General features: G+C 71.9%; 13 protein-coding genes. 10 read left to right on the top strand and 3 right to left on the bottom strand.

Going from position 1 to position 24,536, the window contains the following annotated elements; genetic code table 11:
- Window positions 1–69: 69 nt before the first annotated feature.
- Complete coding sequence (locus R2B67_RS02840; protein WP_317816287.1) at window positions 70–798, bottom strand: RNA polymerase sigma factor; 729 nt, start codon at window positions 796–798, stop codon at window positions 70–72.
- 156 nt (window positions 799–954) lie between these two features.
- On the opposite strand from R2B67_RS02840, the gene R2B67_RS02835 reads away from it, so the two are divergent.
- Window positions 955–1,944 (top strand): MerR family transcriptional regulator, encoded by a 990-nt coding sequence (locus R2B67_RS02835; RefSeq protein ID WP_317816286.1) that lies wholly within the window; start codon window positions 955–957, stop codon window positions 1,942–1,944.
- Here the strand turns inward: R2B67_RS02835 and R2B67_RS02830 are convergent.
- Window positions 1,931–2,923 (bottom strand): helix-turn-helix domain-containing protein, encoded by a 993-nt coding sequence (locus tag R2B67_RS02830; protein WP_317816285.1) that lies wholly within the window; start codon window positions 2,921–2,923, stop codon window positions 1,931–1,933. The two genes, R2B67_RS02835 and R2B67_RS02830, sit on opposite strands and share 14 nt — an antisense overlap.
- Before the next feature lie 139 nt (window positions 2,924–3,062).
- On the opposite strand from R2B67_RS02830, the gene R2B67_RS02825 reads away from it, so the two are divergent.
- Window positions 3,063–4,163 carry a saccharopine dehydrogenase family protein gene (locus R2B67_RS02825; protein ID WP_317816284.1) on the top strand — a complete coding sequence of 367 codons (1,101 nt, stop codon included), beginning with the start codon at window positions 3,063–3,065 and terminating at the stop codon, window positions 4,161–4,163.
- On the opposite strand, the gene R2B67_RS02820 is transcribed toward R2B67_RS02825, so the two are convergent.
- On the bottom strand, window positions 4,156–5,379 hold the full coding sequence (locus R2B67_RS02820; RefSeq protein ID WP_317816283.1) for a cysteine desulfurase-like protein: 1,224 nt from the start codon (window positions 5,377–5,379) through the stop codon (window positions 4,156–4,158). The two genes, R2B67_RS02825 and R2B67_RS02820, sit on opposite strands and share 8 nt — an antisense overlap.
- 610 nt (window positions 5,380–5,989) lie before the next feature.
- On the opposite strand from R2B67_RS02820, the gene R2B67_RS02815 reads away from it, so the two are divergent.
- From R2B67_RS02815 to R2B67_RS02780, 8 genes are all read left to right on the top strand, one after another.
- On the top strand, window positions 5,990–6,952 hold the full coding sequence (locus R2B67_RS02815) for a sterol desaturase family protein (protein WP_317816282.1): 963 nt from the start codon (window positions 5,990–5,992) through the stop codon (window positions 6,950–6,952).
- Between the two features lie 69 nt (window positions 6,953–7,021).
- The gene (locus R2B67_RS02810) at window positions 7,022–16,402 is read left to right on the top strand and encodes a non-ribosomal peptide synthetase/type I polyketide synthase (RefSeq protein ID WP_317816281.1); all 9,381 of its coding nucleotides are present in this window, start codon (window positions 7,022–7,024) and stop codon (window positions 16,400–16,402) included.
- Window positions 16,392–18,092 carry a phytoene desaturase family protein gene (locus tag R2B67_RS02805; RefSeq protein WP_317816280.1) on the top strand — a complete coding sequence of 567 codons (1,701 nt, stop codon included), beginning with the start codon at window positions 16,392–16,394 and terminating at the stop codon, window positions 18,090–18,092. The genes R2B67_RS02810 and R2B67_RS02805 overlap by 11 nt, the downstream gene beginning before the upstream one ends.
- Window positions 18,089–19,786 carry a phytoene desaturase family protein gene (locus R2B67_RS02800; protein ID WP_317816279.1) on the top strand — a complete coding sequence of 566 codons (1,698 nt, stop codon included), beginning with the start codon at window positions 18,089–18,091 and terminating at the stop codon, window positions 19,784–19,786. The genes R2B67_RS02805 and R2B67_RS02800 overlap by 4 nt, the downstream gene beginning before the upstream one ends.
- Window positions 19,783–20,838 (top strand): MDR family NADP-dependent oxidoreductase, encoded by a 1,056-nt coding sequence (locus R2B67_RS02795; RefSeq protein WP_317816278.1) that lies wholly within the window; start codon window positions 19,783–19,785, stop codon window positions 20,836–20,838. The genes R2B67_RS02800 and R2B67_RS02795 overlap by 4 nt, the downstream gene beginning before the upstream one ends.
- A gap of 44 nt (window positions 20,839–20,882) precedes the next feature.
- Window positions 20,883–22,067, top strand: a complete 1,185-nt coding sequence (locus tag R2B67_RS02790; protein ID WP_317816277.1) for a cytochrome P450 — start codon at window positions 20,883–20,885, stop codon at window positions 22,065–22,067.
- A gap of 139 nt (window positions 22,068–22,206) precedes the next feature.
- A complete protein-coding gene (locus R2B67_RS02785) occupies window positions 22,207–23,529 on the top strand; it encodes a toll/interleukin-1 receptor domain-containing protein (RefSeq protein ID WP_317816276.1) in 1,323 nt (440 codons plus the stop codon).
- The gene (locus tag R2B67_RS02780; protein ID WP_317816275.1) at window positions 23,529–24,536 is read left to right on the top strand and encodes an AAA family ATPase; all 1,008 of its coding nucleotides are present in this window, start codon (window positions 23,529–23,531) and stop codon (window positions 24,534–24,536) included. Before R2B67_RS02785 ends, R2B67_RS02780 begins: the two co-directional genes overlap by 1 nt.

The following is a 24,536-nucleotide window of genomic DNA, read 5'->3' as shown; positions in this document are numbered from 1 at the left end:
TCCCGATCGGTCCGCCCCCTTCGTGCCCCTTCCTGCGGCCGTCCCCTCCCGTCACGTCTCCCGCCCCGCTTACGCCACCGAGGCGGAGCCCTCCGCGACGGCACCTTCCGCGACGGCACCTTCCGCGACGGAACGCCGGATGCGCAATATCGCGCGCCGGGCGTGACTCTTCACTGTGCCGAGCGGCAGGCCGGTCCGCTCGGCGATCTGGACATGGGTGAGGTCGTCGAAGTACGCCAGGCGGAGAATCTGCCGCTGGACCGGGGGTAGCTTGCGCAGCTCCTGCGTCACCAGCACGCGGTCCAGCGCGGCCTCCGGCCGCTCGGCCGTTCCGGGGACGCCGGCCCCCTCGCGCGCCGCGTGGGCGGCGGCCAGCTCCGTACGCCGGGACCGGGCCGCATGGGCGTCCGCGATCTTGCGGCGGGCGATGCCGACCAGCCAGCCCGGAAGGGGTCCGCGCACCGCGTGGTAGCCGTGGCGGCCCCGCCACGCGGCGAGGAACGTCTGCTGCGCCACGTCCTCGGCCTCCCGGGCATCCCCCAGGGACCGGGCGGCGAGTGAGTGGACGAGGGCGCCCCACCGGCGGTAGACGAGGGCGAAGCTGTCCTCGTCGCCGCGCACGAATCCGGCGGCCAGCCGTTCCGACTCGACCCGGTCCTCGGGTCGGTCCTCGCCCCGCTCCTCGGTCCGGCTCTCGGGCCGGTCCACAAGCCGGCCCTCAGACCGACTCTCAGGCCGTTTCTCGGCCAGGGCAGGCATCGCGGGCACTGTGCCGACCGGGCTCAGGAGTGCCGTCATGTCCGTCCGTCCTCTCCGCTCCGCCGCAGGTCCACTGCTCGTGCCGCGCGGACCGGGCCGCCCTCCGGGCACACCCGTCGCCCCGCTGATCACCAGGCAACCGGGCGGCGGAGCGCCGGGCAACATGCATCGTTTCTGCGTCGTATGGTGGGCTGTATGGACGATGCGGTCTCCACGCTCACCCGAGACCCCGCCGTCGGTGGCCTGACCACCGGGGCGGTGGCCCGGCTGCTGGGGGTGGCGCCGACGACGCTGCGTTCGTGGGACCGCCGTTACGGGATCGGCCCGGCCTCCCGTGAGGGCGGGCGGCACCGGCGGTGGACGGCGGCCGACATTCGGCTGCTGGAGTGCATGTGCGGCCTGACCAACGCGGGCATGCCCCCGGCCGAAGCCGCCCGGGCCGCTCTGGCGGCGGCCTCCCCGGAGTCCCTTCCCGGGCCGGACGATCACGAGGACGAGGGCCGCGCCGACAGGCCCGCCTCCCATGCCCCCGGAGCGCTCCCGATCGGCCGCGCCCGCCGGGAGTGCCGCGGGCTGGCCAGGGCGGCGGTCCGGCTCGACGCCCACGCCATGGACGAACTGCTGGCCGCGGCGATCGAGCGGTACGGGCTGCTCGCCGCCTGGGAGTCGGTCATCATGCCGACGCTGCACGCCGTCGGCCGTAAGTGGGAGACCGCGGGGGAGCGGTACATCGAGGTCGAGCACCTGCTCTCCTGGCACGTCTCCAGCGCTCTGCGCCGGGCGGCGTCGCAGCGCCCGCCCGTGGCCGGCTCCGGGGTGTCCCTGCTGGCCTGTACCCCGGGCGAGAGTCATACGCTGGCCCTGGAGGCGCTCACCGCCGGACTGGCCCAACAGGGCCTGCCCGTCAGGATGTTCGGCGCCGCCCTGCCGGTTGAGGCGATGGAGGAGGCGGTGCGGCGCACCGGGCCCGCCGCCGTCGTGCTCTGGGCCCAGTCCCGGTCCACCGCGAGCCGTGCGCTGGTGGCGCGGGTGGAGTCCATCGAGTGGGGCGTACGGGGCGCCCGGCGGCGGCCGGTCGTGCTGGTCGCCGGACCTGGCTGGGCCGGGCAGTTGCCGCCCGGTGCCCGCCATCCGTCCGGGCTGGCCGAGGCGTTGGACGCGCTCGCGGCGATCAGCCGCCGCTGAGCCCTTGTGCCGCTCCGAGTCGGGCCTCCGGCCGGGTGCGGAGCCGGGTGCGGAAGGTGCGGCGGTAGGCGTCCGGCGGGACACCGACCGTCCGGTGGAAGTGGCGGCGCAGAGTGGCGGCGGTGCCCATGCCCGTGGCCGCCGCGACGGCGTCCACGGTGTCGTCGGTGGTCTCCAGCAACTCCTGTGCCCGGCGGATCCGTTGGACGAGCAGCCACTGCAAGGGAGTCGTGCCGGTGGCCGACTTGAAGTGACGGCCCAGGTGCCGTGAACTCATCCGCGCCTGCCGCGCCAGGTCCTCCACGGTGAGCGGCCGGTCCAGTCGGCGCATCGCCCAGGGGAAGAGATCGGCGAGTGGATGGCCGCCCGGTGCGGGCACCGGGGTCGTGACGAACTGCGCCTGACCGCCGTCCCGGTGGGGCGGCACGACCAGGCGGCGGGCGAGGGCGTTGGCCACCGCCGAGCCGTGGTCGAGCCGGACGAGGTGCAGGCACAGGTCCATGGCGGCGGCCTTGCCCGCGGAGGTGAGGACGGTGTCGTCGTCCACGTAGAGGACATCCGGGTCGACCGTCACCCGGGGGTGCCGCTCGGCCAGCACCTGGGTGTGCGCCCAGTGTGTGGTCGCCCGCCTGCCGTCCAGCAGGCCGGCCGCGGCCAGCACGAAGGCGCCCGTGCAGAGGGAGGCCACCCGGGCTCCCGCCTCGTGGGCCGCGCGGACGGCGTCGACCAGGTCGGCCGACGGGGCCTGGTCGACGTCGGCCCAGCCGGGGACGATCACGGTGTGGGCGCCCACGAGCCCGTCGAGCCCCAGGTCGGGCTCCAGCCGGAACCGTCCGGCCCGTACGGCGTCCGGCCCGCAGAGCGAGAGCCGGTACCACGAATCGGCCCCGTCGGGTGCGTGGGACCCGAAGACCTCGCAGGCCAGGGCCAGTTCGAAGTGGAGCATGCCGTCGGTGACGGCGAGCGCGACAGCGGTCATGTCCGAAAGTGTACGGGTCATGACGTTCCGGACCGTCGCGGTGGACGACCGCCTCCGGCCAGGATGCCGGTGACAGGAAAGCCGGGGCGGCAGAGCCGCGGCTGCGGATCATCCACGAACGACGGCAAGGGGACAACTCATGGGATCGGAACGGGCGGTGGCGGTCTTCGGCGCCTACGGACACACCGGGCGGTTCGTGGTGGCGGAGCTGAGGGCGCGCGGATTCCGCCCCGTTCTCGTCGGCCGCGACCCCGACAAGCTGAATGCACTGGCGTACGGCACGGAGGCACACGGGACCGGTGTGTCCGGCGTCCACGGAGTCGAGCACCGCGCGGCCGCAACGTACGGAACCGCGCCGGACATCCGTACGGCGTCGGCCGACGACCCCGCCTCGGTCGACCGGGCCCTCACCGGCGCGGCGGCCGTCATCAACTGCGCCGGCCCCTTCGCCACCACGGCGGCCCCGGTGATCGAGGCGGCCCTGCGAGCGGGTATCCCCTATCTGGACGTGGCGGCCGAGATCGAGGCCAACCTCGACACCTTCGCGCACTACGCCGAACGGGCCCGTGCAACACAGGCGTTGATCGTCCCGGCGATGGCCTTCTTCGGCGGCTTCGGGGATCTGCTGGCCACTGCGGCGATGGGCGACTGGACAGCCGCCGACGAGGTGCACATCGCGTACGGGCTGAGCAGCTGGCACCCCACCGCCGGGACCCGTACGGCGGGCGCGGTCTCCCGGGAGCGGCGGGGCGCCGGCCGGCGCATCCGCTACACCGCAGGGCGGTTGGAGCACCGCGACGACGCACCGCCCACCCTGGAGTGGCCCTTCCCCGAACCACTGGGCCCGCGCACGGTGATCGGGGAGTTCACGATGGCCGACGTCGTGACCGTACCGAGCCATCTGACCGTCCCCGAGGTCCGCACCTACATGACGGCCGAGGCGGCCCGCGACCTCTCCTCCCCGGACACACCGGCACCGGCGGCGGTCGACGAGCGGGGGCGCTCCGACCAGACGTTTCTCGTCGATGTGGTGGTCCGCTCGGGCGGAGCCGAACGGCGGGCCGTCGCCCGGGGGCAGGACATCTATGCCGTCACCGCGCCTCTGGTGGTGGAAGCGGCCGAGCGCGTGCTGACGGGACGCACCCGCGCGGTCGGCGTCGCCTCGGCGGGCAGGATGTTCGACGCGCCCGACTTCCTCCGGGCGCTGTCCCCGCACATCAGCGTGGAACTGTTCACCTAGAGCCTCTCGTTTGGCTCAGGAACTCCGCCAGCCCCGTCAGCAGCCGCTCCACGTCGTCCGTGTCGTTGTACGGGGACAGCCCCACGCGCAGGCCGCCGGCGTCGCCGAGACCCAGGTGGCGGGAGGCCTCCAGGGCGTAGAAGGAACCCGCCGGGGCGTGGACACCGGAGCGGGCGAGGAAGCGGTACGCGTCCGAGGCGTCCCGGCCCTCGAAGGTGACCAGCAGTGTGGGTGTCCGCTCCGCCGCCCGGGAGTGCACCGTCACCCCGCCGAGCTCGCCCAGCCCCTTTTCGACCACCTCCAGCAGGGCGTTCTCGTGGGCCTCGATCGCCGCGTAGGCGGTCCGCAGCCGGTCCCGCCGCCCGCCCGCCGTACCGCCGTCACCCAGGTCCGCGATGAAGTCGACGGCGGCGCGGGTGGCCGCCAGTGACTCGTACGGAAGGGTGCCGAGCTCGAAGCGCTCGGGCACGGCGTCGCTGGACGGCACCAGCTTGTCGGGCCGCAGGGTCTCCAGCAGCTCCGGGCGGGCGGCGAGCACGCCGTGGTGGGGGCCGAAGAACTTGTACGGCGAGCAGACGAAGAAGTCGGCGCCGATCCGCTCCACATCCACGAAGCCGTGCGCCGTCAGGTGCACCCCGTCGACGTGGAACAGCGCACCGGCCCGGTGGACCAGCTCCCCGATCGCGGCGACATCGGGCCGGGTTCCGATCAGGTTGGAGGCCCCGGTCACCGCGACCAGCCGGGTCCGCTCGGTCAGCAGCGCCCCGACGGCCTCCGTGGGCAGTTCCCCGGTGGCCGGGTCGAACTCCGCCCACCGCACCACCGCACCAACCCGCTCGGCAGCCTGCACCCAGGGACGGATGTTGGCGTCGTGGTCCAGCCGGCTGACGACCACCTCGTCCCCCGGAGCCCAACTCCGCGACAGGGTCCGGGAGATGTCGTACGTGAGCTGGGTCGAGCTGCGCCCATGGACGATGCCGCCCGGGTCCGCGCCCAGCAGATCCGCCAGCGCCTGTCTGAAGTCGCCGACGATCGTCTCGGCGTGTATCTCCCCGGGCAGGGTGGCGCCCCGGATCGACAGCGGCCGGCTCAGCGCCTCGGTGAGGGCCGCGATGACGGGCGCCGGGGTCTGCGTACCGCCGGGCCCGTCGAAGTGCGCCGTACCGGCCCGGAGGGCGGGGAACTGCGCGCGCAATGTGCTGACGTCGTAACTCAAGGAGACTCCCTCGCTCGGGGACGCCCGGACCGGATCACGGTCGTGGTGCGCCGACAGTCCGTCGCCGCGGCTCCGCCCTGTGGCGGGTGCGCGGTTCGGCGCCGATCATCGCAGGCTGTCCCCACCCGTGAAAGGCCGATCATCGCAGGGTGTCCCCACCCGTCAAAGGACGTCTCGCGCCGACCGGTGCGCGGGCGCACCGCCCGCGGCCGGGAGTGCGCCGCCGCGTACGCACGCACGTCGCGGCGCGCGTTCATGCGCCCGTCACATGGCACAGAGATCATCTTACGAGGGAATTCCTCATACAAATTTACTCGCCTAAGTGCCGTGAAAGATTTCCCGCATTCCCTGGCCCCGCAGATTGCCTTCGGCAATTCGGTGACGAGGCGGTGGTTAAAGCCGTGGGAATCGGAAATGAATGATCTGGGCCGATGGAGCTGGGGGGCATCGGTTCACGCCACGGTCCGTTGCGGCGGAGCCGGGTGTCCGGAATCGATCGGTACATGAGCCGCTGCTCACGCCCCGGGGTGCCCATCAACCCCTCGGGCGCCCTTGAACTGCGCCGATGCGATGTTCTCTCCTAGATCACATCTCCTGCGGAGGGTCACGGATGGACGAGTGCGAACGGTCCGCCGATGGCGAGCCCGATTCCTTCGATGGCGAAATCGATTCGGTCGGATATGCGGGCGTCGGGAAAAGTGCGGTCGGTGTCTCCCCGGCTTCCGTCCTCCGTGCGACCGCCTATCCGTTCCTCTTGCTTGCCGTCGTTCTGGTCGGCGCGTCCGCATTGGTTCTGCGCTGGGATCCGGCCATCGTGAGCCCTCTTTTCCTCGTCGGGACCCTCACGTATCTGGCCATTCTCGAACAGCTGATTCCCTATGACCGGACCTGGCATCCCGGAAAGGAGGAGTGGCGCTGGTACGGCATCTATTTTCTGCTCACCATGGCCGGAAGCGGACTGGCGCAACTTCTCGTCACGGCAGCCGTGGGGTGGATCTCGGCCGACGAGCGCGGCCACCACCTCTGGGCCGAGATCCCGGGCGCCCTGCTCGCCGGATCGCTCGTCAGCTACCTGGTGCACCGCCTCGGCCACACCAGCGCCCTCCTGTGGCGCCTGCACGGGGTGCACCACGTACCGCAGAAGGTCAACGTCGCCAACAACGGCGTCAACCACGTGCTGGACATCGTGCTCGCCCAGAGCCTCGTCCAGCTGACCCTGGCCCTGGCCGGATTCTCCCGCTCGGCCGTGCTGGTGACGGGGCTCTTCGTCGTCGCCCAGGGCTATTTCGTCCACGCCAACATCGATGTCCGCATCGGCCGGTTCAACCATCTGCTGGCCAGCCCCGAGCAGCACCGCCTGCACCACAGCACCGACCTGTCCGAAGCCGGCCACTACGGCTCCGACCTCTCCTGCTGGGACCACCTCTTCGGCAGCTTCACCTGGCGCCCCGGCCGCGAACCCGCGGCCGTCGGCCTCCACGACCCGGCCTCCTTCCCCGGCACCGGAGAGATCCTCGCCGGCCTCCTGCACCCCTGGCGGCGACGGCCGGGACCCGCTCCGGGCACGGACTGACCGCACCGCACCTCACCCACCTCACCCCAGCCATCTCCCGCCGCATCAAGACGACTTGAGGAGTTCGACATGGCCGACGCGAACGACGCGCACACCCACGCGTTACGTCAGAAGGTGGCGATCATCGGCATGGGGTGCCGCCTCCCCGGCGGCGCCTCGGACCACCGGACCTTCTGGCGGAACCTGATGGCGGGCAAGGACTGCATCACGCCCACCCCGCCCGACCGGTACGACGTCACCACACTCGGCAGCCGGTTCCGCGACAAACCCGGGCGCCTCGTCGGCGGCCGCGGCGGATACATCGACGGATTCGACGAGTTCGACCCCGCGTTCTTCGGCATCAGCCCCCGCGAGGCCGACCACATGGACCCCCAGCAGCGAAAACTCCTGGAGGTGGCCTGGGAGACCCTGGAGGACGGCGGCCAGCGCCCCGCCGACCTGGCCGGGGAGAACGTCGCCGTCTACGTCGGCGCGTTCACCCTGGACTACAAGATCCTCCAGTTCGCCGACCTGGGCTTCACCTCGCTGGCCGCGCACACCGCGACCGGCACCATGATGACGATGGTGTCGAACCGGATCTCGTACTGCTTCGACTTCCGCGGCCCCAGCCTCTCCATCGACACCGCGTGCAGCTCCTCCCTGGTCGCGGTCCACCTCGCCTGCCAGGCCCTGAGCCGCGGCGAGACTGATCTCGCGCTCGCCGGCGGCACCCTGCTGCACCTGGCCCCGCAGTACACGATCGCCGAGACGAAGGGCGGCTTCCTGTCGCCCGAGGGCCGCTCCCGTACGTTCGACGCCGCCGCCGACGGCTATGTACGGGCCGAGGGCGTCGGCCTGGTCGCGCTGAAGCGGCTGGAGGACGCCGTGCGGGACGGGGACCGGATCCACGCGGTGATCCTCGGCAGCGGGGTCAACCAGGACGGCCACACCAACGGCATCACCGTGCCCAACCCCGACGCCCAGGTCTCCCTCATCCACCGCGTCTGCGCCGAGGCCGGCATCACCCCCGGCGAGCTCCAGTACATGGAGGCGCACGGCACCTCCACCCCGGTCGGCGACCCGATCGAGGCGGGGGCCCTGGCCCGCGCCCTGGCCGTCGGGCGCAAGCCGGGCGCTCGCGCGTACGTCGGCTCCGTGAAGACCAACATCGGGCACACCGAGGCCGCCGCCGGGATCGCCGGACTGATCAAGACCGTCCTCAGCCTCCAGCACCGCCACATCCCGCCCCACATCAACCTGGAGCGCCTCAACCCCGCCATCGACCAGGCCGCGCTGCCGTACGAGATCCCCACCCGGCCGACCCCCTGGCCCGAGCACGACGGGCCCGCCCGGGCGGGCGTGAACTCGTTCGGATTCGGCGGCACCAACGCCCACGTCGTCCTGGAGGAGGCCCCGCCGCCCGTCCCCGAGACCACCCCCGCCGAACGGGCCTGGACCATCCTGCCGCTGAGCGCCCGGCACCCGGACGCGCTCCCGGAGCTGGCCGCCGGCATCCGCGCCGAACTGGCCGGCGAGAACGGCCCGGCCGTGGCCCTGTCCGACCTCGGCCACACCCTGGCCCACCGCCGCCAGCACCTCCCGCACCGGCTCTCCGTCGTCCACACCTCCCGCGCCTCCCTCGACGAGGCGCTCGCCGCCCACCTGCGCGGCGAGAGCCACCCCCGGATCGTCCAGGACCGCGCGCGGGACGCCGAAGCGCGCCGCCTGGTCTGGGTCTTCACCGGCATGGGGCCCCAGTGGTGGGGGATGGGCCGCCAACTCCTCGACCACGAGCCGGTGTTCCGTGAGGCGGTCACCCGATGCGACCGGGCCCTGCGGGAGTTCGCCGACTGGTCCCTGATCGAGGAGCTGACCGCCGAGGAATCCGCCTCCCGCATGGACGAGACCTGGCTCGCGCAGCCCGCGAACTTCGCCCTCCAGGTCGGCCTCGCGGCCCTGTGGAGGTCGTACGGCGTGCGCCCGGACGCCATCGTCGGCCACAGCACCGGGGAGATCGCCGCCTTCTACGAGGCGGGCGTCTACTCCCTCCAGGACGCGGCCCGGATCGCGGTGCACCGCAGCCGCCTCCAGCAGACCCTCGCCGGGACGGGCACCATGCTCGCGGTGAGCCTGACGGAGGACGAGGCGGAACGCCGGGTGCGCCCCTACCAGGACCGGGTCTCCATCGCCGCCGTCAACAGCCCCACCTCCCTCACGCTGGCCGGGGAGAGGGAGGCCCTGGGCCTGCTGGCCGAGGAGTTGCGGGCCGAGCAGCAGTTCGCCAAGTTCCTCACCGTGCAAGTGCCGTACCACAGCGTCGGCATGGATCGGATCAAGGACGAACTGCTCACGGCGCTGGCCCCCTTGGAGCCGCGCCCGGCTCGCCTTCCGCTCCACCTCACGGGCTCCGACGGGGTCGCCCAGGGAAGCGAGTTGAACGCCGCCTACTGGTGGCGGAACGTACGCGACCGGGTACGGTTCCGGGCCGCCGTCGACCGCCTCGCCGGTGACGGGCACCAGGTGTTCCTGGAGATCGGCCCGCACCCGGTCCTCGGCCACGCGATCCGCGAGTGCCTGGAGGCCGCCGGGGCGACCGGGCTGACGCTGCCCTCGATCCGCCGCCAGGAGGACGAGAGCGAGCGGTTCGCGCTCTCCCTCGCCTCCCTCCACAACCTGGGCGCCGATATCGACTGGGACGTCCTCCAGCCCACCGGCCGGCCGGTCACGCTGCCCCCTCACCCCTTCCGGCGCGACCGGCACTGGACCGAGCCCCCGGCCGTCGCCCAGGTCCGCCTGGGCCAGGTCGACCACCCGCTCCTCGGCCGCCGCACCGACCGCACCGAACCGGCCTGGCAGGCCCGCCTGGACGCCGAGTCCCTGCCCTACCTGGCCGACCACCGCATCCAGGACACCGTGGTGTTCCCCGCCGCCGGCTACATCGAGATGGCGACCCAGGCCGCCGTGCGGCTCACCGGCTCCACCACCGCCGTCCTCGCGGACATCGACCTCCGCAAAGCGCTCTTCCTCCCGGACGGCGAGGACCGGACCGTGGAGGTGTCGCTCTCCCTGGAGGACGCGGCCTTCACGATCGCCTCGCCCGCCACCGGGGACGACGGGGAGCGGACCGTCCACGCGAGCGGGATCGTCCGCACCGGGCAGCGCCGCAGGACCGGCGCCCCGCTCGACGCCGCCGCGATCCGGGCCCGTACCGCCCGCCGTCTGGACGGCCCCGACTGCTACGCCGCGCTGGCCGGGCTCGGCTACCACTACGGCCCCGCCTTCCGGGCCATCGAGGAGGTGTGGATCGGCGTTGGGGAGGTCCTCGCCCGGATCCGCCCGCCCGCCGGCGTCGACGCCGCGGGCCACCACCTCCACCCCGTCCTGCTCGACGCCTGCTTCCAGGCGCTGCTGACCCCGCAGCTCCTTCAGGACCCGGCACCGGCATCCGGCATCAGGCTGCCGCTCTCGCTGGCCGAGGTCGCCTGCGAACCGGTCGGTGACCAGCCGCTCTGGGTGCACGCCACCGTGCGGCCTTCGGACGCCGACACCACGCTCGGGGACATCGCACTCTATGCCGACGACGGCGCGCCGCTGGGCCGGATCGAGGGGTTCCGGGCCGCCGATGTGGAGAAGGCGGCCACCGCAGTCGCCCGGACCACCATCGACTCCTGGCTCGCGGAGACCGTCTGGACGGAGTGCCCGGACCTGGCGGAGGCGGACCCGCTCGCGCCCGCCGTCATAGCGGCCCGGGACCACGGCTGGCTGGTCCTCGCCGATACCCAGGGCATCGCCGACGCCTTCGCCACCCTCGCCGCCGCCCGGGGCGAACGCTGCCACCTGGTGCGCCGCGGTGAGGCGTACGCCGGAGCGGGCCCGGACGGCTCGTACACAGTCGACCCCGGGTCCACCGCCGACCTGGAGCGCCTCCTCGCCGAGCTGGACCGGGACGGCGAGCCGTTCCACGGGGCCGTCCTGCACCTGTGGAACCTGGACCGGCCCTCGCTGGCCGCCTGCGACCGGCAGGCCGTACGCGACCACGCCGGCCCGGGCTCGTACTCCCTGATCGCCCTGGCCCGGACCCTCCTCGCCCGAGGCTCCGGAGGCAGGCTGCACGTGGTCACCCGGGGCGCCCAGCCCGTCCTGCCCGACGAGCCCGTCGAACCGCTCGGAGCTCCCGCCTGGGGCGTCGGCCGCGTCCTGCGCCACCAGGAACTCAGCGACCACCCGGGCAAGTTGATCGACCTCGATCCTGAGCGGCGCCCCGGCCCGGAGGGAGCCCTTGCCGAGGCGGAGGCGCTCCTGCGCGAGGCGCTGGCCGACGACGAGGAGGAGATCGCCCTGCGCGACGGCGTACGCCGCACCAGCCGCCTCCGCCCGGCCGAGGGCCTCACCCGGCCGTTGCCGCTACGGCTGCGGGCCGACGGCAGCTACCTGGTGACCGGGGCCTTCGGCGCACTCGGCCGGCTGCTCTGCCGCACCCTCGTCCGGCGAGGGGCCCGCAGGCTCATCCTGGTGGGGCGTACGCCGGTGCCCGCCCGCGAGAAGTGGGGCACCACCGACCCCGCCACCGCCGAGGGCCGGGCCGTGGGTCTCCTCCGTGAGCTGGAGGCGCTCGGCGCCCAGGCCGTGCTGGCCCCCCTCGACATCACCGACGAGGACGCCCTGACCGGCTGGCTCGACGCCTACCGGCGCACCGGCTCCCCGCCCGTGCGCGGCGTGTTCCATCTCGCCGGACAGGTCCGCGACACCCTGGTCACCGACCTGGACCGGCCCGCCTTCGACGCCGTCCACGATCCCAAAACCGTCGGCGCCTACCTCCTCCACCGGCACCTGCGGGACGAACCCCTCGACCACTTCGTCCTCTTCGCCTCCATCGCCTCCCTGCTCACCACCGCCGGGCAGACCAACTACGCGGCGGGCAACGCCTTCCTGGACGCCCTGGCCCACCACCGCCGCGCCCAGGGACTGCCCGCGCTCAGCCTCGACTGGGGCCCCTGGGCCACCGGCATGATCGAGGAACTCGGCCTGGTCGACCACTACCTGCACAGCCGCGGCATGAACTCCCTGGCCCCCGACGCCGGCATGGCCGTCCTGGAACGCGTCATCGGCCAGGACCACGCCCAACTGGTCGTCGCCACCGTCGTCGACTGGCCCACCTTCCTGGCCTGGTACCCGGCTCCACCCCCGCTCGTCACCGCCCTGGCCGCGGCGGCCGCCCCGCCCCCGGCCGCCACCCAGGGCAACGGCTTCCTCGACACCTTCCGTACCGCTGATGAGCAGACCCGCCGCTCCCTGGTGGCGACACGCTTCGCCGCCCTCGCCGCCGCCGTCCTGCGCACCGGCGCCGACCGCATCGACCCCACCGAAGGCCTCGGCCACCTGGGGCTCGACTCCCTGCTGGCCATGGAGCTGCGCGCCCGCATCCACGCCGAGCTCGGCGTCGCCCTCCCCGTGGTCGCCCTGCTCAGCGGGACCCCGGCCGGAGAGCTGGCCGCGCAGCTCCACGACGGCCTGGCGGAACTGGCCTCGGCCGACGGGACGGACACCACCGGCCGGGCCGTCGAGCTCCACGACGACCCCGCGCGCTACCCGCTGACCCAGAACCAGAAGGCGCTCTGGTTCCTCAAGCACCTCAACCCCGACGGGTACGCCTACAACATCGGCGGAGCCGTCGAGGTGGACGTCGCCCTCGAACCGGACCTGATGTTCGAGGCCGTCCGCCGGCTCATCGCCCGCCACCCCGCCCTGCGCACCAACTTCCTCCTGGAGGACGGGCAGGCCGTGCAGCGGGTCGCCGAGGACACCGAACCCGACCTCGCCCTCTTCGACGTCCAGGGCGAGGAGTGGGAGACCATCCACGCCACCATCGTCGCCGAGTACCGCAAGCCGTACGACCTCGCCCACGACCCGCTCGTCCGCTTCCGCCTCTTCAAGCGCGGGCACGACCGCTGGGTCATCATGAAGGCCGTCCACCACATCGTCTCCGACGCCATCTCCACGTTCACCTTCATCGAGGAGCTCTTCCAGGTCTACGAGGCTCTGCGGCAGGGCCTCGAACCCCAGCTCCCGCCCGTGGAAGCCCGCTATCTCGACTTCCTCAACCAGCAGAACGCCTTCCTCGCCGGGCGTGAGGCCGCCGGAATGCTGGACTACTGGCGCTCCCACCTCCCCGCCGAGGTCCCGCTCCTCGACCTCCCCACCGACAAGCCGCGCCCGGCAGTCCAAACCCACAACGGTGCTTCCGAGTTCTTCGTGCTGGACGCCGAACTCAGCTCCCGGGTGCACGCCTTGGCCCGTGCGCACAACGTCACGCCGTTCATGGTGCTGCTGAGCGCCTACTACCTGCTGCTCCACCGCTACTCCGGCCAGGACCACATCGTCGTCGGCTCCCCGGTGACCGGCCGGACGCGGCAGGACTTCGCCTCCGTCTACGGCTACTTCGTCAACCCGCTCCCGCTCCACGCCGACCTCACCGGCGACCCGAGCGTGGCAGAACTCCTGGAACAGGTCCGCCGGACCGTCCTCGGCGGTCTGGACAACCAGGAGTACCCGTTCGTCCTGCTCGTCGACGAGCTCGGCCTCCAGCACGACCCCAGCCGCTCGGCCGTCTTCCAGGCGATGTTCATCCTCCTCACCCACAAGGTCGCCACCGAGCAGTACGGCTACCGGCTGGAATACATCGAACTGCCGGAGGAGGAGGGCCAGTTCGACATCACCCTCTCCGCCTACGAGGACGAGGCGGACCACCGCTTCCACTGCGTCTTCAAGTACAACACCGACCTCTTCCTCCCGCAGACCATGCGCCGCATGGCCGCCCACTACACCCGTCTGCTCGACCACATGACCCGGACGCCCGGCGAACACCCCGCCTCGCGGCTGGAGATGCTGGACGAGGAGGAGCGGGAACAGCTGGTGGGGGAGTGGAGCCGCCCCGCCCTGCCCACGGCCCTCGCGGACTCGCCCTTCACCCCGGTCCATGAGCTGGTCGGCGAGGTCGCGGCCGCCCGTCCCGGGTCGGTCGCCGTCACCATGCCGCTCCCGGGCGGTGGCGCCCGTCGGCTGACCTACGGGGAGCTGGAGCGGCGGGCTGCCGACGCGGCCGCCCGGCTGCGCACCCTGGGCGTCACCGCCGGCTCGGTGGTCGTCGTCTGCCTGGACAAGTCGCCCGAGCTGATCGTCACCCTGCTCGCCGTTCTCAAGGCCGGCGGTGCCTACCTGCCGCTGCGGACCGGCCAGCCCGCCGACCGCATCGCCCACCTCGTCCGGGCCACCGGAGCGGGCCTCGTCATCGTCTCCGGCGAGCCCGCACGCGAGGGGACCGCCGCCCTGCCGGTCATCACCCTGACCCTCGACGCCCTCCACGCCACCGAGCCGCACCCGGACGGCCCCCGGCAGAACACGGTCCCGGACTCGACCGCGTACGTCATCACCACCTCCGGCTCCACCGGCCGCCCGAAGGCCGTCCGCGTCAGCCATCGCAACCTCGCTTCCGCGTACGGGGCGTGGCGTCAGGCGTACCGGCTGGAGAGCGACGTCCGGGTGCACCTCCAGATGGCCGAGCCGTCGTTCGACGTGTTCACCGGCGACCTGGTCCGCGCGCTCTGCTCGGGCGGCAACCTCGTCCTGGCCGACCGCGACCTGCTCTTCGACACCCCGCGGCTGTACCGGACGATGCGTCAGGAGCGCGTCGACGGCGCCGAATTCGTACCGGCGGTGGTGCGGGGACTGATGGACCACTGCGTGCGGGAGCGGCTGCGGCTGGACTTCCTGAGGCTGCTGGTGGTCGGTTCGGACGCCTGGAAGGTGGCGGAGTACGAGAGGCTGAGCGAGCTGTGCGGTCCGGCGACGCGGCTCGTCAACTCCTACGGCCTCACCGAGGCGACCATCGACAGCGCCTTCTTCGAGGGGCCCGTCGACGACCTGGAGCCGGGCCTGATGGTCCCGATCGGCCGGCCCCTGCCCAACAGCACCCTCCACGTCCTGGACGCCCACGGCGAACCCGTCCCGCCCGGCGTCCCCGGCGAGCTCTGGATCGGCGGTGACGGTGTCGCGCTCGGCTATGCCGGAGACCCCGGGCAGACGGCGGACCGCTTCGTCACCCGTACGCTCGGCAAGGCGCCGGGCGCCCGCCCCGAGCGGCTCTACCGGACCGGCGACATCGCCCGCTGGGACGCCCACGGCCGCGTCCATCTGCTCGGCCGGACGGACAGTCAGGTCAAACTGCGCGGCCACCGCATCGAGATCGGCGAGATCGAGGCCCACCTCGCCCAGTGGCCCCCGCTCGCCCGGGCCGTCGTCACCGTCACCACGGACACCGGGGGAGAGCCCGCGCTCTGCGCCTACTGCGTACCGGCGACACCGGGCACCGCACTCGACCGGCGGGCCCTGCGCCGCCATCTGGCCGGCTCACTGCCCTCGTACATGATCCCGTCGTACATCGTCGAGCTGCCCGCCCTCCCGCTCACCGCCAACGGCAAGATCGACACCGCCGCCCTGCCCGCACCCCGCGCCGAGACCGGCGAACGCCCCCACGAGGAGCCGGTGACGCTCTACGAGATGGGCGTGGCCCGGCACTGGAAGGCGCTGCTGGGGCTCGAACGGGTGGGCCTGGAGGACGACTTCTTCGAAGTCGGCGGCTCCTCCATCAAGCTCATCGAGCTTCTCCACCACCTGCGCACCGAGTTCGGCGTCACCGTCCCCGTCAGCCGCCTCTACCAGGTCACCACCCTCCACGGCATGGCCGCCACCGTCCAGGAGGTCCTGCACAGCACCAGCACCGACGAACTGCCCTACCTGACCTTCAACTCCGGTCAGGCGCCGCACCTCTTCTGCTTCCCGCCCGCCGGCGGCCACGGACTCGTCTACCGGGGCCTGGCCGCCCAGCTCCCGGAGTACGCCGTCATCGGCTTCAACTACCTCCCGGGCGACGACAAGGTGGCGCGGTACGCCGACCTGATCGAGGCCGCCCGGCCCGAGGGGTCCTGCCTGCTCCTCGGCTACTCCCTCGGTGGCAATCTCGCCTTCGAGACGGCGAAGGAGCTGGAGCGGCGCGGGCGGCGGGTGGGCCATGTCGTCATCCTCGACTCCCGCCGGATCATGGAGCGTTACGAGCCCGGGGACGAGGGGATCCGCGTCTTCGAGGCCGAACTCGCCGACCACCTGCGCAAACACACCGGGTCGGACGCCGTCGCCGAGGAAACCCTCGCGCACGCCGCTGAGTACCTCACCTTCTGCGGCCGCACCCCCAACACCGGAACGGTGAACGCGCCGGTCAGCGTGATCACCGACGAGGAGAAGACCGCCCTGTACGCGGCCGGCGAGCACGGCACCTGGCACGGCAGCTCCACCGCCACCACCGTCGTCCTGCGCGGCTCCGGCGTCCACGCCGACATGCTCGACCCCAAGCACCTCGCCCGCAACGCCGCCCTGGTCCGCACCGTACTGACGGGAGACGCGGCCCATGGCGGATGACCCGAGCACGCCCCGGGACACGGCTGACGACTGGAGCAGCCGCGAGCGCACCCCCGGCACCCCACCCCGCGTGATCATCATCGGCGCGGGAGTGGCCGGCCTCTCCACCGGCTGCTACGCCCAGATGAGCGGCGCCAGGACCCGGATCTTCGAGAAGCACGTCCTTCCCGGCGGCTGCTGCACCGCCTGGTCGCGCGACGGGTACCTCTTCGACTACTGCATCGAGTGGCTGATCGGCACCGCGCCCGGCAACGACGCCCACCAGGTCTGGCGGGAGCTGGGCGCGCTGGACGGGAAGACCGTCACCAACTTCGAGCTGTTCAACAAGGTGGAGGACGAGAGGGGCCGTTCGGTCACGTTCTACAACGACCCGGACCGCCTGGAGGCCCATCTGCTGGCGATCTCACCCGCCGACGCCCCCCTGATCCGGGCCTTCACCCGCGATCTGAAGCGGTTCATCGCCATCGAGCTGTACCCGTTCCTGACGGCACCGGCCCTGCGGACCGTACGGGAGCGGGCGGCGACCCTGCGCACGGTGCTGCCGGCCTTCCGGCTGTTCTGGCGGACAGCGGCGACGCCGATGCACGTCTTCGCCGACAGGTTCCAGGACCCGCTGCTGCGCCGGGCCTTCCGCAACATCTTCTTCCAGGACCCGGAGGGCTTCCCGCTCCTGCCGTACCTGTTCAACATGGCGGCGGCGTACCACCTCAACGCCGGTTTCCCGCAAGGCGGTTCGCTCGGCCTCTCGCGCTCGATCGAGGAGCGCTACCTGAAGCTCGGCGGCCACGTCACCTACCGGGCCCGTACGGAGAAGGTCCTGGTCGAGAACGACCGGGCGATCGGTGTCGAACTCCGCAACGGGAAGCGGTACTTCGCCGAGCACGTGGTCTCCGCGGCCGACGGTCATACCACCGTGTACGGGCTGCTCGGCGGCCGGTACACCGGACCCAGGATCGACAAGCTCTACACCGACCTCCTCCAACGCCCCGGCACTCTCTTCCCCGCCGTCGTCTCCGCCTTCGTGGGCCTGCGCGGCGACTTCGACCCCGGCGAGGCCCACAGCACCACCCACCTCCTGACCGACGAGGACGGGAAACAGCTCCCCGGCGCCCTCCAGAACAGCCTGGTCGTCCAGGTCCGCTCCCGCTACTGCGACGGCTTCGCACCCCCCGGCCGCTCCGTCCTGCACTGCACCTACTTCAGCGACTACGCCTATTGGAAGGAGCTGCGCACCCGCGACCGCAAGGAGTACCGGCAACGCAAGCACGAAGTCGCCGACTTCGTCCGCACCTTCCTGGAACGCCGCTCCCCGGGCATCACCGACCGCATCGACCTCATCGACGTCGCCTCGCCCGCCACCACCCACCGGTACACCGGCAACCACAACGGCTCCATCCTCGCCTGGAAGGCCTTCTCCGACGCCGACGACGTCGCAGCCCGCCTGGTCGGGAAGGACCGGATGCGGCTCCCCGGCCTCACCGGCTTCTCCATGGCCGGGCAGTGGGTCGGCATGGGTGGCCTGATCCGGGCCGCCTCCACCGGCCGCTTCGCCGTCCAGTACCTCTGCCGCGAACTCGGCCTGGAATTCCGGGCGTGGGAGAGCGAGGCCACCGAGCCCTGGCACACCGGGAAGCTGGGAAAGCTGCCCCAGCTCGACCGGTGGTCAGCACGGGAGGACACCAGTTCATGACCCCGTCCACGACCGACAGCACCCGCCGGCCCCGCGAGTCGATGATCATCATCGGCGGCGGCCTCGGCGGCCTCTCCACCGGCTGCTACGCCCGGATGAACGGCTACCGCACCCACATCCTGGAGATGCACGAACTGCCCGGCGGCTGCTGCACCGCCTGGGAGCGCGGCGGCTTCACCCTGGACGCCTGCGTCAGCTGGCTCCTCGGCAGTGGCCCCGGCAACGAGATGCACCAGATCTGGCTGGAGCTGGGCGCGTTGCAGGGCAAGGAGATCCGCCACTTCGACGTGTTCAACATCGTGCGCGGACAGGAAGGGCGGGCCGTCCACTTCTACTCCGACCCGGACCGGCTGGAGGCCCACCTGATCGGTATCTCGCCGGCCGACGCCCGTACCGTACGCAAGTTCTGCGCCCAACTGCGCAGCTTCCGCAAAGCCCTTGCCGTCTACCCGTTCCTCAAGCCCGTCGGGCTGATGGGCCGCGTGGAGCGCTGGCGGATGCTCGCCTCGTTCCTCCCGTACGTCAACGCCGTCCGCACCACGATCACGGTCCTGATGGCCGACTACTCGGCGAAGTTCAAGGACCCGCTCCTGCGGGAGGCCTTCAACTTCATCCTGTACGAGAAGCACCCGAACTTCCCCGTCCTGCCCTTCCACTTCCAGCTCGCCTCCCATGCCAACCTGTCCGCCGGCGTCCCCGAAGGCGGCTCGCTCGGCCTCGCCCGGTCCATCGAGGCCCGCTACCGGCGGCTCGGCGGGGAGATCTCGTACAACACCAAGGTCGAGACGGTCATCGTCGAGGACGACCGCGCGGTGGGTGTCCGGCTCAGCGACGGGCAGGAACTCCGCGCGGACATCGTGGTGTCGGCCTGCGACGGCTACACCACCACCATGAAGTTCCTTGAGGGCAAGTACCTGGGCGAGGAGTACCGCAAGCTCTACACCCGGACCATCCACGAGCCGGGCATGGTCTTCCCCGGCTACTTCACCCTCTTCCTCGGCCTCTCCCGCCCCTTCCCGGAAGGGGACCCCTGCACGACCTACCTGCTCGACGCGGCCACGGCGGCGAAACTCACCGGCATCCGGCACGCCAGCATCAACGTCCAGTTCCGCAACCGCCATTACCCCGAACTCTCCCCGGACGGCACCACCGTCGTCTACGCCACCTACTTCTGCGACATCGCCCCCTGGCGGGCCCTGGACGAAGGCCCCGAACAGGTCACCCGCTCCCGCGGCGGACAGGAGCTGCACACCCTGCCCGTCCGCCACGGCCGCGGCTACTACGCGGCCAAACGGCGCGCACGCGAGACGCTCGTGGACTTCCTGGAGCAGCGCTTCCCGGGCATCCGCGACGCCATTGTCGTACGTGACGTCTCCAGCCCGCTCACCCAGGTCCGCTACACCGGCAACTACGACGGCACGGTGCTGGGCTGGCAGCCGTTCGTGGAGAGCGGCGAGAGGCTCGAAGAGCTGGTCAAGAAGTACGGTCCGGGGCTGCCCGGCCTGGCGAACTTCTACCAGTCCGGCGTCTGGGCCACCACCGGCGGGCTGATCCGGGCGGCCGCCGCCGGACGCCACGTCACGCAGTTCATCTGCCGCGACGACGGCAGGCCCTTCACCGCGTCGGTCGACCGCACCGCGCCCCCGCCGACCCACCGCGTCATCCCCGTACCGACGTCAGGGAAGAGCACATGAAGATCGAGAAATGGGTGGTCCGCGAACACGTCGAGGGCGTGCCCGACGTGGACCGTGTCTACGCCAAGGTCGTCGAGAACGTCGACGTGACCCTGGCCCCCGACGAGATGCTCCTGCGCACGCTGTACGTCTCCGTCGACCCCTACCTCCAGGGCATCGCCCTGGACACCCCGATCGGGACCCACATGGGCGCCGACTCGATCATGGAGGTCGTCGAGGCCGGACCGCGCGCCGCCCACGGCGTCGGTGACCTCGTGCAGGGCTTCGGCGGCTGGCGGTCCCATGTCGTCTCCACCGGGGAGGCCGAGCTCTGGCAGACCGGTACGTTCCCCATGGTCTTCCCGGCCTACCGCAGGCTGGACCCGCAGTGGTACGACGACGCCCTGCCGCTCCCGACCGCGCTGAGCGTGATGGGCGGACCGGGGATGACGGCCTGGGGGACCCTCGCCAAGTACATGACCGTGACCCCGGGGGACACCTTCGTCATCAGCGGGGCCTCCGGTGCGGTCGGCGCGCTCGTCGGCCAGCTCGCCGCGCTCGCCGGTGCCCGGGTCATCGGGACCACCTCGTCCCCGCAGAAGGCGGAGTACCTCCTCGGCCTCGGCTTCGACACGGTCGTCGTCTACCGGCACACCGACAGCGCCGGCACCGTCCGCGAGGCGCTGACCCGGGCGGCCCCCGACGGGGTCGACCGCTACTTCGACAACCTCGGCGGCACGATCACCGACGTGGTGTTCTCCATGCTCAACGTCGGCAGTCAGGTGGCGGTGTGCTGGCAGTGGGCGACCCAGGTCGGCAACGAGGGCACCGGACCGCGCCTGCTGCCGTACCTGATGTTCCCGCGCGCGACGGTCCGGGGGATCTTCTCCCTGGAGTGGTTCACCGAGCAGAACTGGAAGGACCTCCACGCGGAGCTGGGCGGCCGGGTCCGGCGCGGGGAGGTCGTCTGCGACCACACCCTCCACCACGGCTTCGACGCCATCCCCGCCGCGTACGCAAGCCTCTACCGCGACCGGCCGGACCACCGGGGCAAGGTACTGGTCGCTCTGTGAGGACCGCCGGGGCCCAAACCCCCTCCCCGCCGAAGGAGTTCACGATGACCACCACCGACCCGTCGTCCCTGGTCCCCCTGCACCGCCTGCACTTCGAGGAACCGGGCCCGCCCCGCCTCGGTGAACTGCCGGGCGGAGCACCCGCCTGGCTGGTCAGCCGGTACGCGGATGTCCGCCAGGTGCTCTCCGACCCGCGCTTCGGCCGGTCCCGGCTGTACGCGGCGGACGCCCCGGCCCTCTCCGACGTACCGGACCTCGTGAACAACCCCGACCTGATGTTCAACCAGGACGGCCCCGACCACCTGCGGCTGCGCCGGACCCTGCGCCGCGCCTTCACCCCGAGGGCCGTCGCCCGCTGGCGGCCGTGGATAGCCGCCATCGTGGAACAGCTCCTCGACCGGCTGGAGGACCGGCCGCAACCGGCCGACATCATCGAGGAGTTCACCCTCCCCCTCCCCGTGGCGGTGATCAGCCGGCTGATGGGCCTGGACGCGTCCGCCCACGGCCGGCTGCGCCACTGGAGCGAACACGCCTTCTCCGACGGCTCCCACTCGGGGGAGGAGGTGGAGTCCGTACTCAAGGAGTTCAGCGCGTTCGGCGGGGAGCTGCTCACGGAACGGCGGCGCGCCCCCGGCGACGACCTGATCAGCAGCCTGGTGCGGGCCGCCGACGACGAAGGCGGGCTCCCCGAGGCGCAGTTGGTGAGCCTGGTCTGCGGGCTCGTCGTCGGGGGCCACGACAGCACGATGACCATGCTGGGCAACGCGCTGCTCTACCTCCTCGGCGAACGCCCGGAGAGCTGGCCCCGCATCGGCGCGGACGAGGAGGCGGCCGGAAGGGTGGCGGACCGGCTCATCCACCTCGTCCCGCTGGGCGACGACCGGGGAACGGCACGCCACGCGGCCGAGGACACCGAGGTCGGCGGGGTGGTGATCCCGGCCGGTGCGGTCGTCCTCGCGGACTGCGGCGCCGCCAACCGCGACCCCGCCGTCTTCCCCCGCCACACCCGCGACGACCTGTTCGCCCCGCTGGAGGCCCCCACCCTCTCCTTCGGGGCCGGGGCCCACTACTGCCTGGGCGCCTGGCTGGCCCGTACGGAACTCCAGATCGCCCTGCACCGCCTCTCCGCCCGCTTCCCGGGCCTGCGCCTGACGGAGCCGGCGGACGCGGTGCTCTGGCGCACGGGGACGACGTCCCGCAGTCCGCAGCGGCTGGGGGTGCGCTGGTAGGACGCGCCGGCCTCGGCGGAGGTGCTCGCCTGCCGAATTGTGCAAAGGGCTCCCGGCTGTCGAGGAGCTGAAGCACAATCACTTCTGTGACTCTCAGGGGCAGAGCCGGCGCGATACCGCAGGGCGCTCGCGGGGCGGCATGAGCTTACGAATCTTCATCAGCCACGGGGCCGGCCGGGACGCGGGCGTGCGGGCGGTGCTGGACAACATCGTGCCGCGCTTGACCGCGAGCGGCTACGATGTCTTCGTCGACGTCGAGAAGCTGCGTGCCGGCGACGAGTGGCACGAGGTGCTCTACCGCGAGATGTACCAGTGCGATGCGGCGATCGTCCTGCTCGGTCCTGAGACAGTGGCGGCGCCCCGGTGGGTGCGGCGTGAGGCCGAAGTCCTGGTCGGCCGCTTCAAGGTGGGCGGACTAGCTGCCGTGCTCCCGGGGATCGTGGGCGCGGTAAGCACGGCCGAGGCACGCAAACAGGGGTTCGACGCGCTGCTGTCGATCCAGGCCGCGACCTGGCAGTCCCCGGACGGCGAGCGGCCCGCAGGGGCGGACACGCTCACCGTCGCCGACCGGATCATGGCGGAGTTCTCTCCCCAGGATCTGCGCACGGCGAACCCCGGCGCCCGCGACTGGGCCCTGCGAGTGGCTCGCTACCTCGAATCCGCCCGTCGCCGCAGCCCCAGCAGCCTCCTGGACGCAGCCCGCCGCCTTGGCCTCACCGATGAGGAACTGGTACATGTCAGCGCCCGGATCGGCGCTGAACTCTTCCTTTCCCACCGCATGTTGAGCGGTGGCATCAGGGAGGAACTCCCGACAGCGGTGGAATGGCTGAAGCCCGCACTCGGGGCGGACCAGCTCCGTCAGCTGTCCGCGGAGGTCCTGCCGAGTTGGGTCGACCAGGAGTCGGCCCGCCGCTTCCTGCCCGCAGCGGCCGCCGCCCCCCAGCCCTATGACGGCTCACCCGTGCTCGTGTTCAACGCCTACGAGGAATGGACGGTGGAGCAGTACGTACGCCGAGCCGTGTGCAACGCCCCCGACACCTACAGTTTCGGCGCCCTGGAGCGCGGACTGCCCGACGACGACGCATCGTCGTCGGAGGCCCTCGAAGCGGCCTGCCGCACCGCACTGCGCCAGGTCTTCCGCGTCCCGCCGCGGATGCCGCTGAACTCCCGGACCGTCCAGCCCAAGGACGGGACCTTCAGCTACCTTGTGCTGAGCGCCGCCGATCATGCCGTCGAGGACCTGGCTCAGGTGACTCGCTCCCTGCGAGACGACTTCCCCTGGCTGATCGTGGTGGTTCTCACCGGCGGCGCCGAGCCTGGGCCGGTGGCCAGGATCGCGGACACGGTCGTCGTCGTGCCGCCGATCACCGTGGAGACCGAGCTGGCCGCGTACCACCTCAAGCAACGTCTGGACGCGGTTGTCCAGGATTCCGGCACCTTTCCCCTCTCCGAGGTGAGCTGATGTTCCCCCAGGTACTCGAATCGACCGACATGCCGGACCGCCGCGACGGGCTGATCTACGTCATGCCCTCGGATCTGTCGCTCGCGGTCGAGGTGGCACTGGCGACCGGCCGCCCACTGCTTCTGCGGGGAGAGCCGGGCTCGGGTAAGTCCTCGCTGGCTCCCTGGGTGGCCAGGGAGCGCGGCTGGCGCTACTACGAGCACGTGGTGACCTCCCAGACCCGGGCACGTGACCTGCTGTGGTCCTTCGACGCCGTGCGACGGCTCGCGGACGCCCAGGCGGAACGCCGTACCAGCCACGGCCGGACATCACGGCACTTCGAGGGCAGGTACGTCCAACCGGGCCCGCTGTGGTGGGCCTTCGCCCCCCGGTCGGCCGAGGGGTTCGTCAGCCGGTCCTCCGGCCGGCACGGCACTGGCCCTCAGCACCGGCCCTCCGGGGGAAGCCGTAAAGAGTTCAGGGCGGAGAAAGGGCGCTCCACGGACCACGCGGTCGTCCTGATCGACGAGATCGACAAGGCTGACCCCGACGTGCCGAACGGCCTCCTCGTACCCTTGTCGTCGAACGGATTCGTGGTGGCCGAGACCGGAACGGAGGTCTCCGTCGAACCCCCGGAGCAGCCCACCGACACCCCTTTCTCCCGGCATCTGATCGTCATCACCACCAACGAGGAGCGGGAGCTGCCCCAGGCGTTCCTGCGCCGCTGTGTCATCGCCCGCCTCCAGCCGCCGGAGGACGTGAAGGAACTGGTCAGGATCGCCCACCAGCACCTGACGGCCCGGCTGCCGGAGGTCTCCCCAGCCGATTTGGAGCTTGCCGCCGCCCTGGCAGAGGAGTTGCGGGAGGTCCGGCGAGTCGCAGCCCGGGACGGTGTGCGGCGCCCCAGTACGGCGGAGTACCTGGACGCTCTGTGGGCCTGCCGTTCCCTGGGCGTCACTGTGGACGACCCGCGCTGGCAAGCCCTGAGGGGTCTCACGCTGGTCAAGCCGCAGCAGTTGAGGGACTGA

The sequence above is a fragment of the Streptomyces cyaneofuscatus genome (assembly GCF_033109485.1).
Lineage (GTDB): Bacteria > Actinomycetota > Actinomycetes > Streptomycetales > Streptomycetaceae > Streptomyces > Streptomyces cyaneofuscatus.
Note: the sequence above shows the minus strand (reverse complement) of the source record. Positions and strands in the feature narration are given on the sequence as shown.

Excerpts from the sequence above, each read along its gene's own strand:
- R2B67_RS02810 (WP_317816281.1), top strand. The coding sequence starts at position 7,022 with ATGGCCGACGCGAACGACGCGCACACCCACGCGTTACGTCAGAAGGTG.
- R2B67_RS02785 (WP_317816276.1), top strand. The coding sequence starts at position 22,207 with ATGAGCTTACGAATCTTCATCAGCCACGGGGCCGGCCGGGACGCGGGC.
- R2B67_RS02830 (WP_317816285.1), bottom strand. The coding sequence starts at position 2,923 with ATGACCGCTGTCGCGCTCGCCGTCACCGACGGCATGCTCCACTTCGAA.
- R2B67_RS02840 (WP_317816287.1), bottom strand. The coding sequence starts at position 798 with ATGACGGCACTCCTGAGCCCGGTCGGCACAGTGCCCGCGATGCCTGCC.
- R2B67_RS02795 (WP_317816278.1), top strand. The coding sequence starts at position 19,783 with ATGAAGATCGAGAAATGGGTGGTCCGCGAACACGTCGAGGGCGTGCCC.
- R2B67_RS02780 (WP_317816275.1), top strand. The coding sequence starts at position 23,529 with ATGTTCCCCCAGGTACTCGAATCGACCGACATGCCGGACCGCCGCGAC.
- R2B67_RS02835 (WP_317816286.1), top strand. The coding sequence starts at position 955 with ATGGACGATGCGGTCTCCACGCTCACCCGAGACCCCGCCGTCGGTGGC.
- R2B67_RS02805 (WP_317816280.1), top strand. The coding sequence starts at position 16,392 with ATGGCGGATGACCCGAGCACGCCCCGGGACACGGCTGACGACTGGAGC.
- R2B67_RS02825 (WP_317816284.1), top strand. The coding sequence starts at position 3,063 with ATGGGATCGGAACGGGCGGTGGCGGTCTTCGGCGCCTACGGACACACC.
- R2B67_RS02790 (WP_317816277.1), top strand. The coding sequence starts at position 20,883 with ATGACCACCACCGACCCGTCGTCCCTGGTCCCCCTGCACCGCCTGCAC.
- R2B67_RS02800 (WP_317816279.1), top strand. The coding sequence starts at position 18,089 with ATGACCCCGTCCACGACCGACAGCACCCGCCGGCCCCGCGAGTCGATG.
- R2B67_RS02815 (WP_317816282.1), top strand. The coding sequence starts at position 5,990 with ATGGACGAGTGCGAACGGTCCGCCGATGGCGAGCCCGATTCCTTCGAT.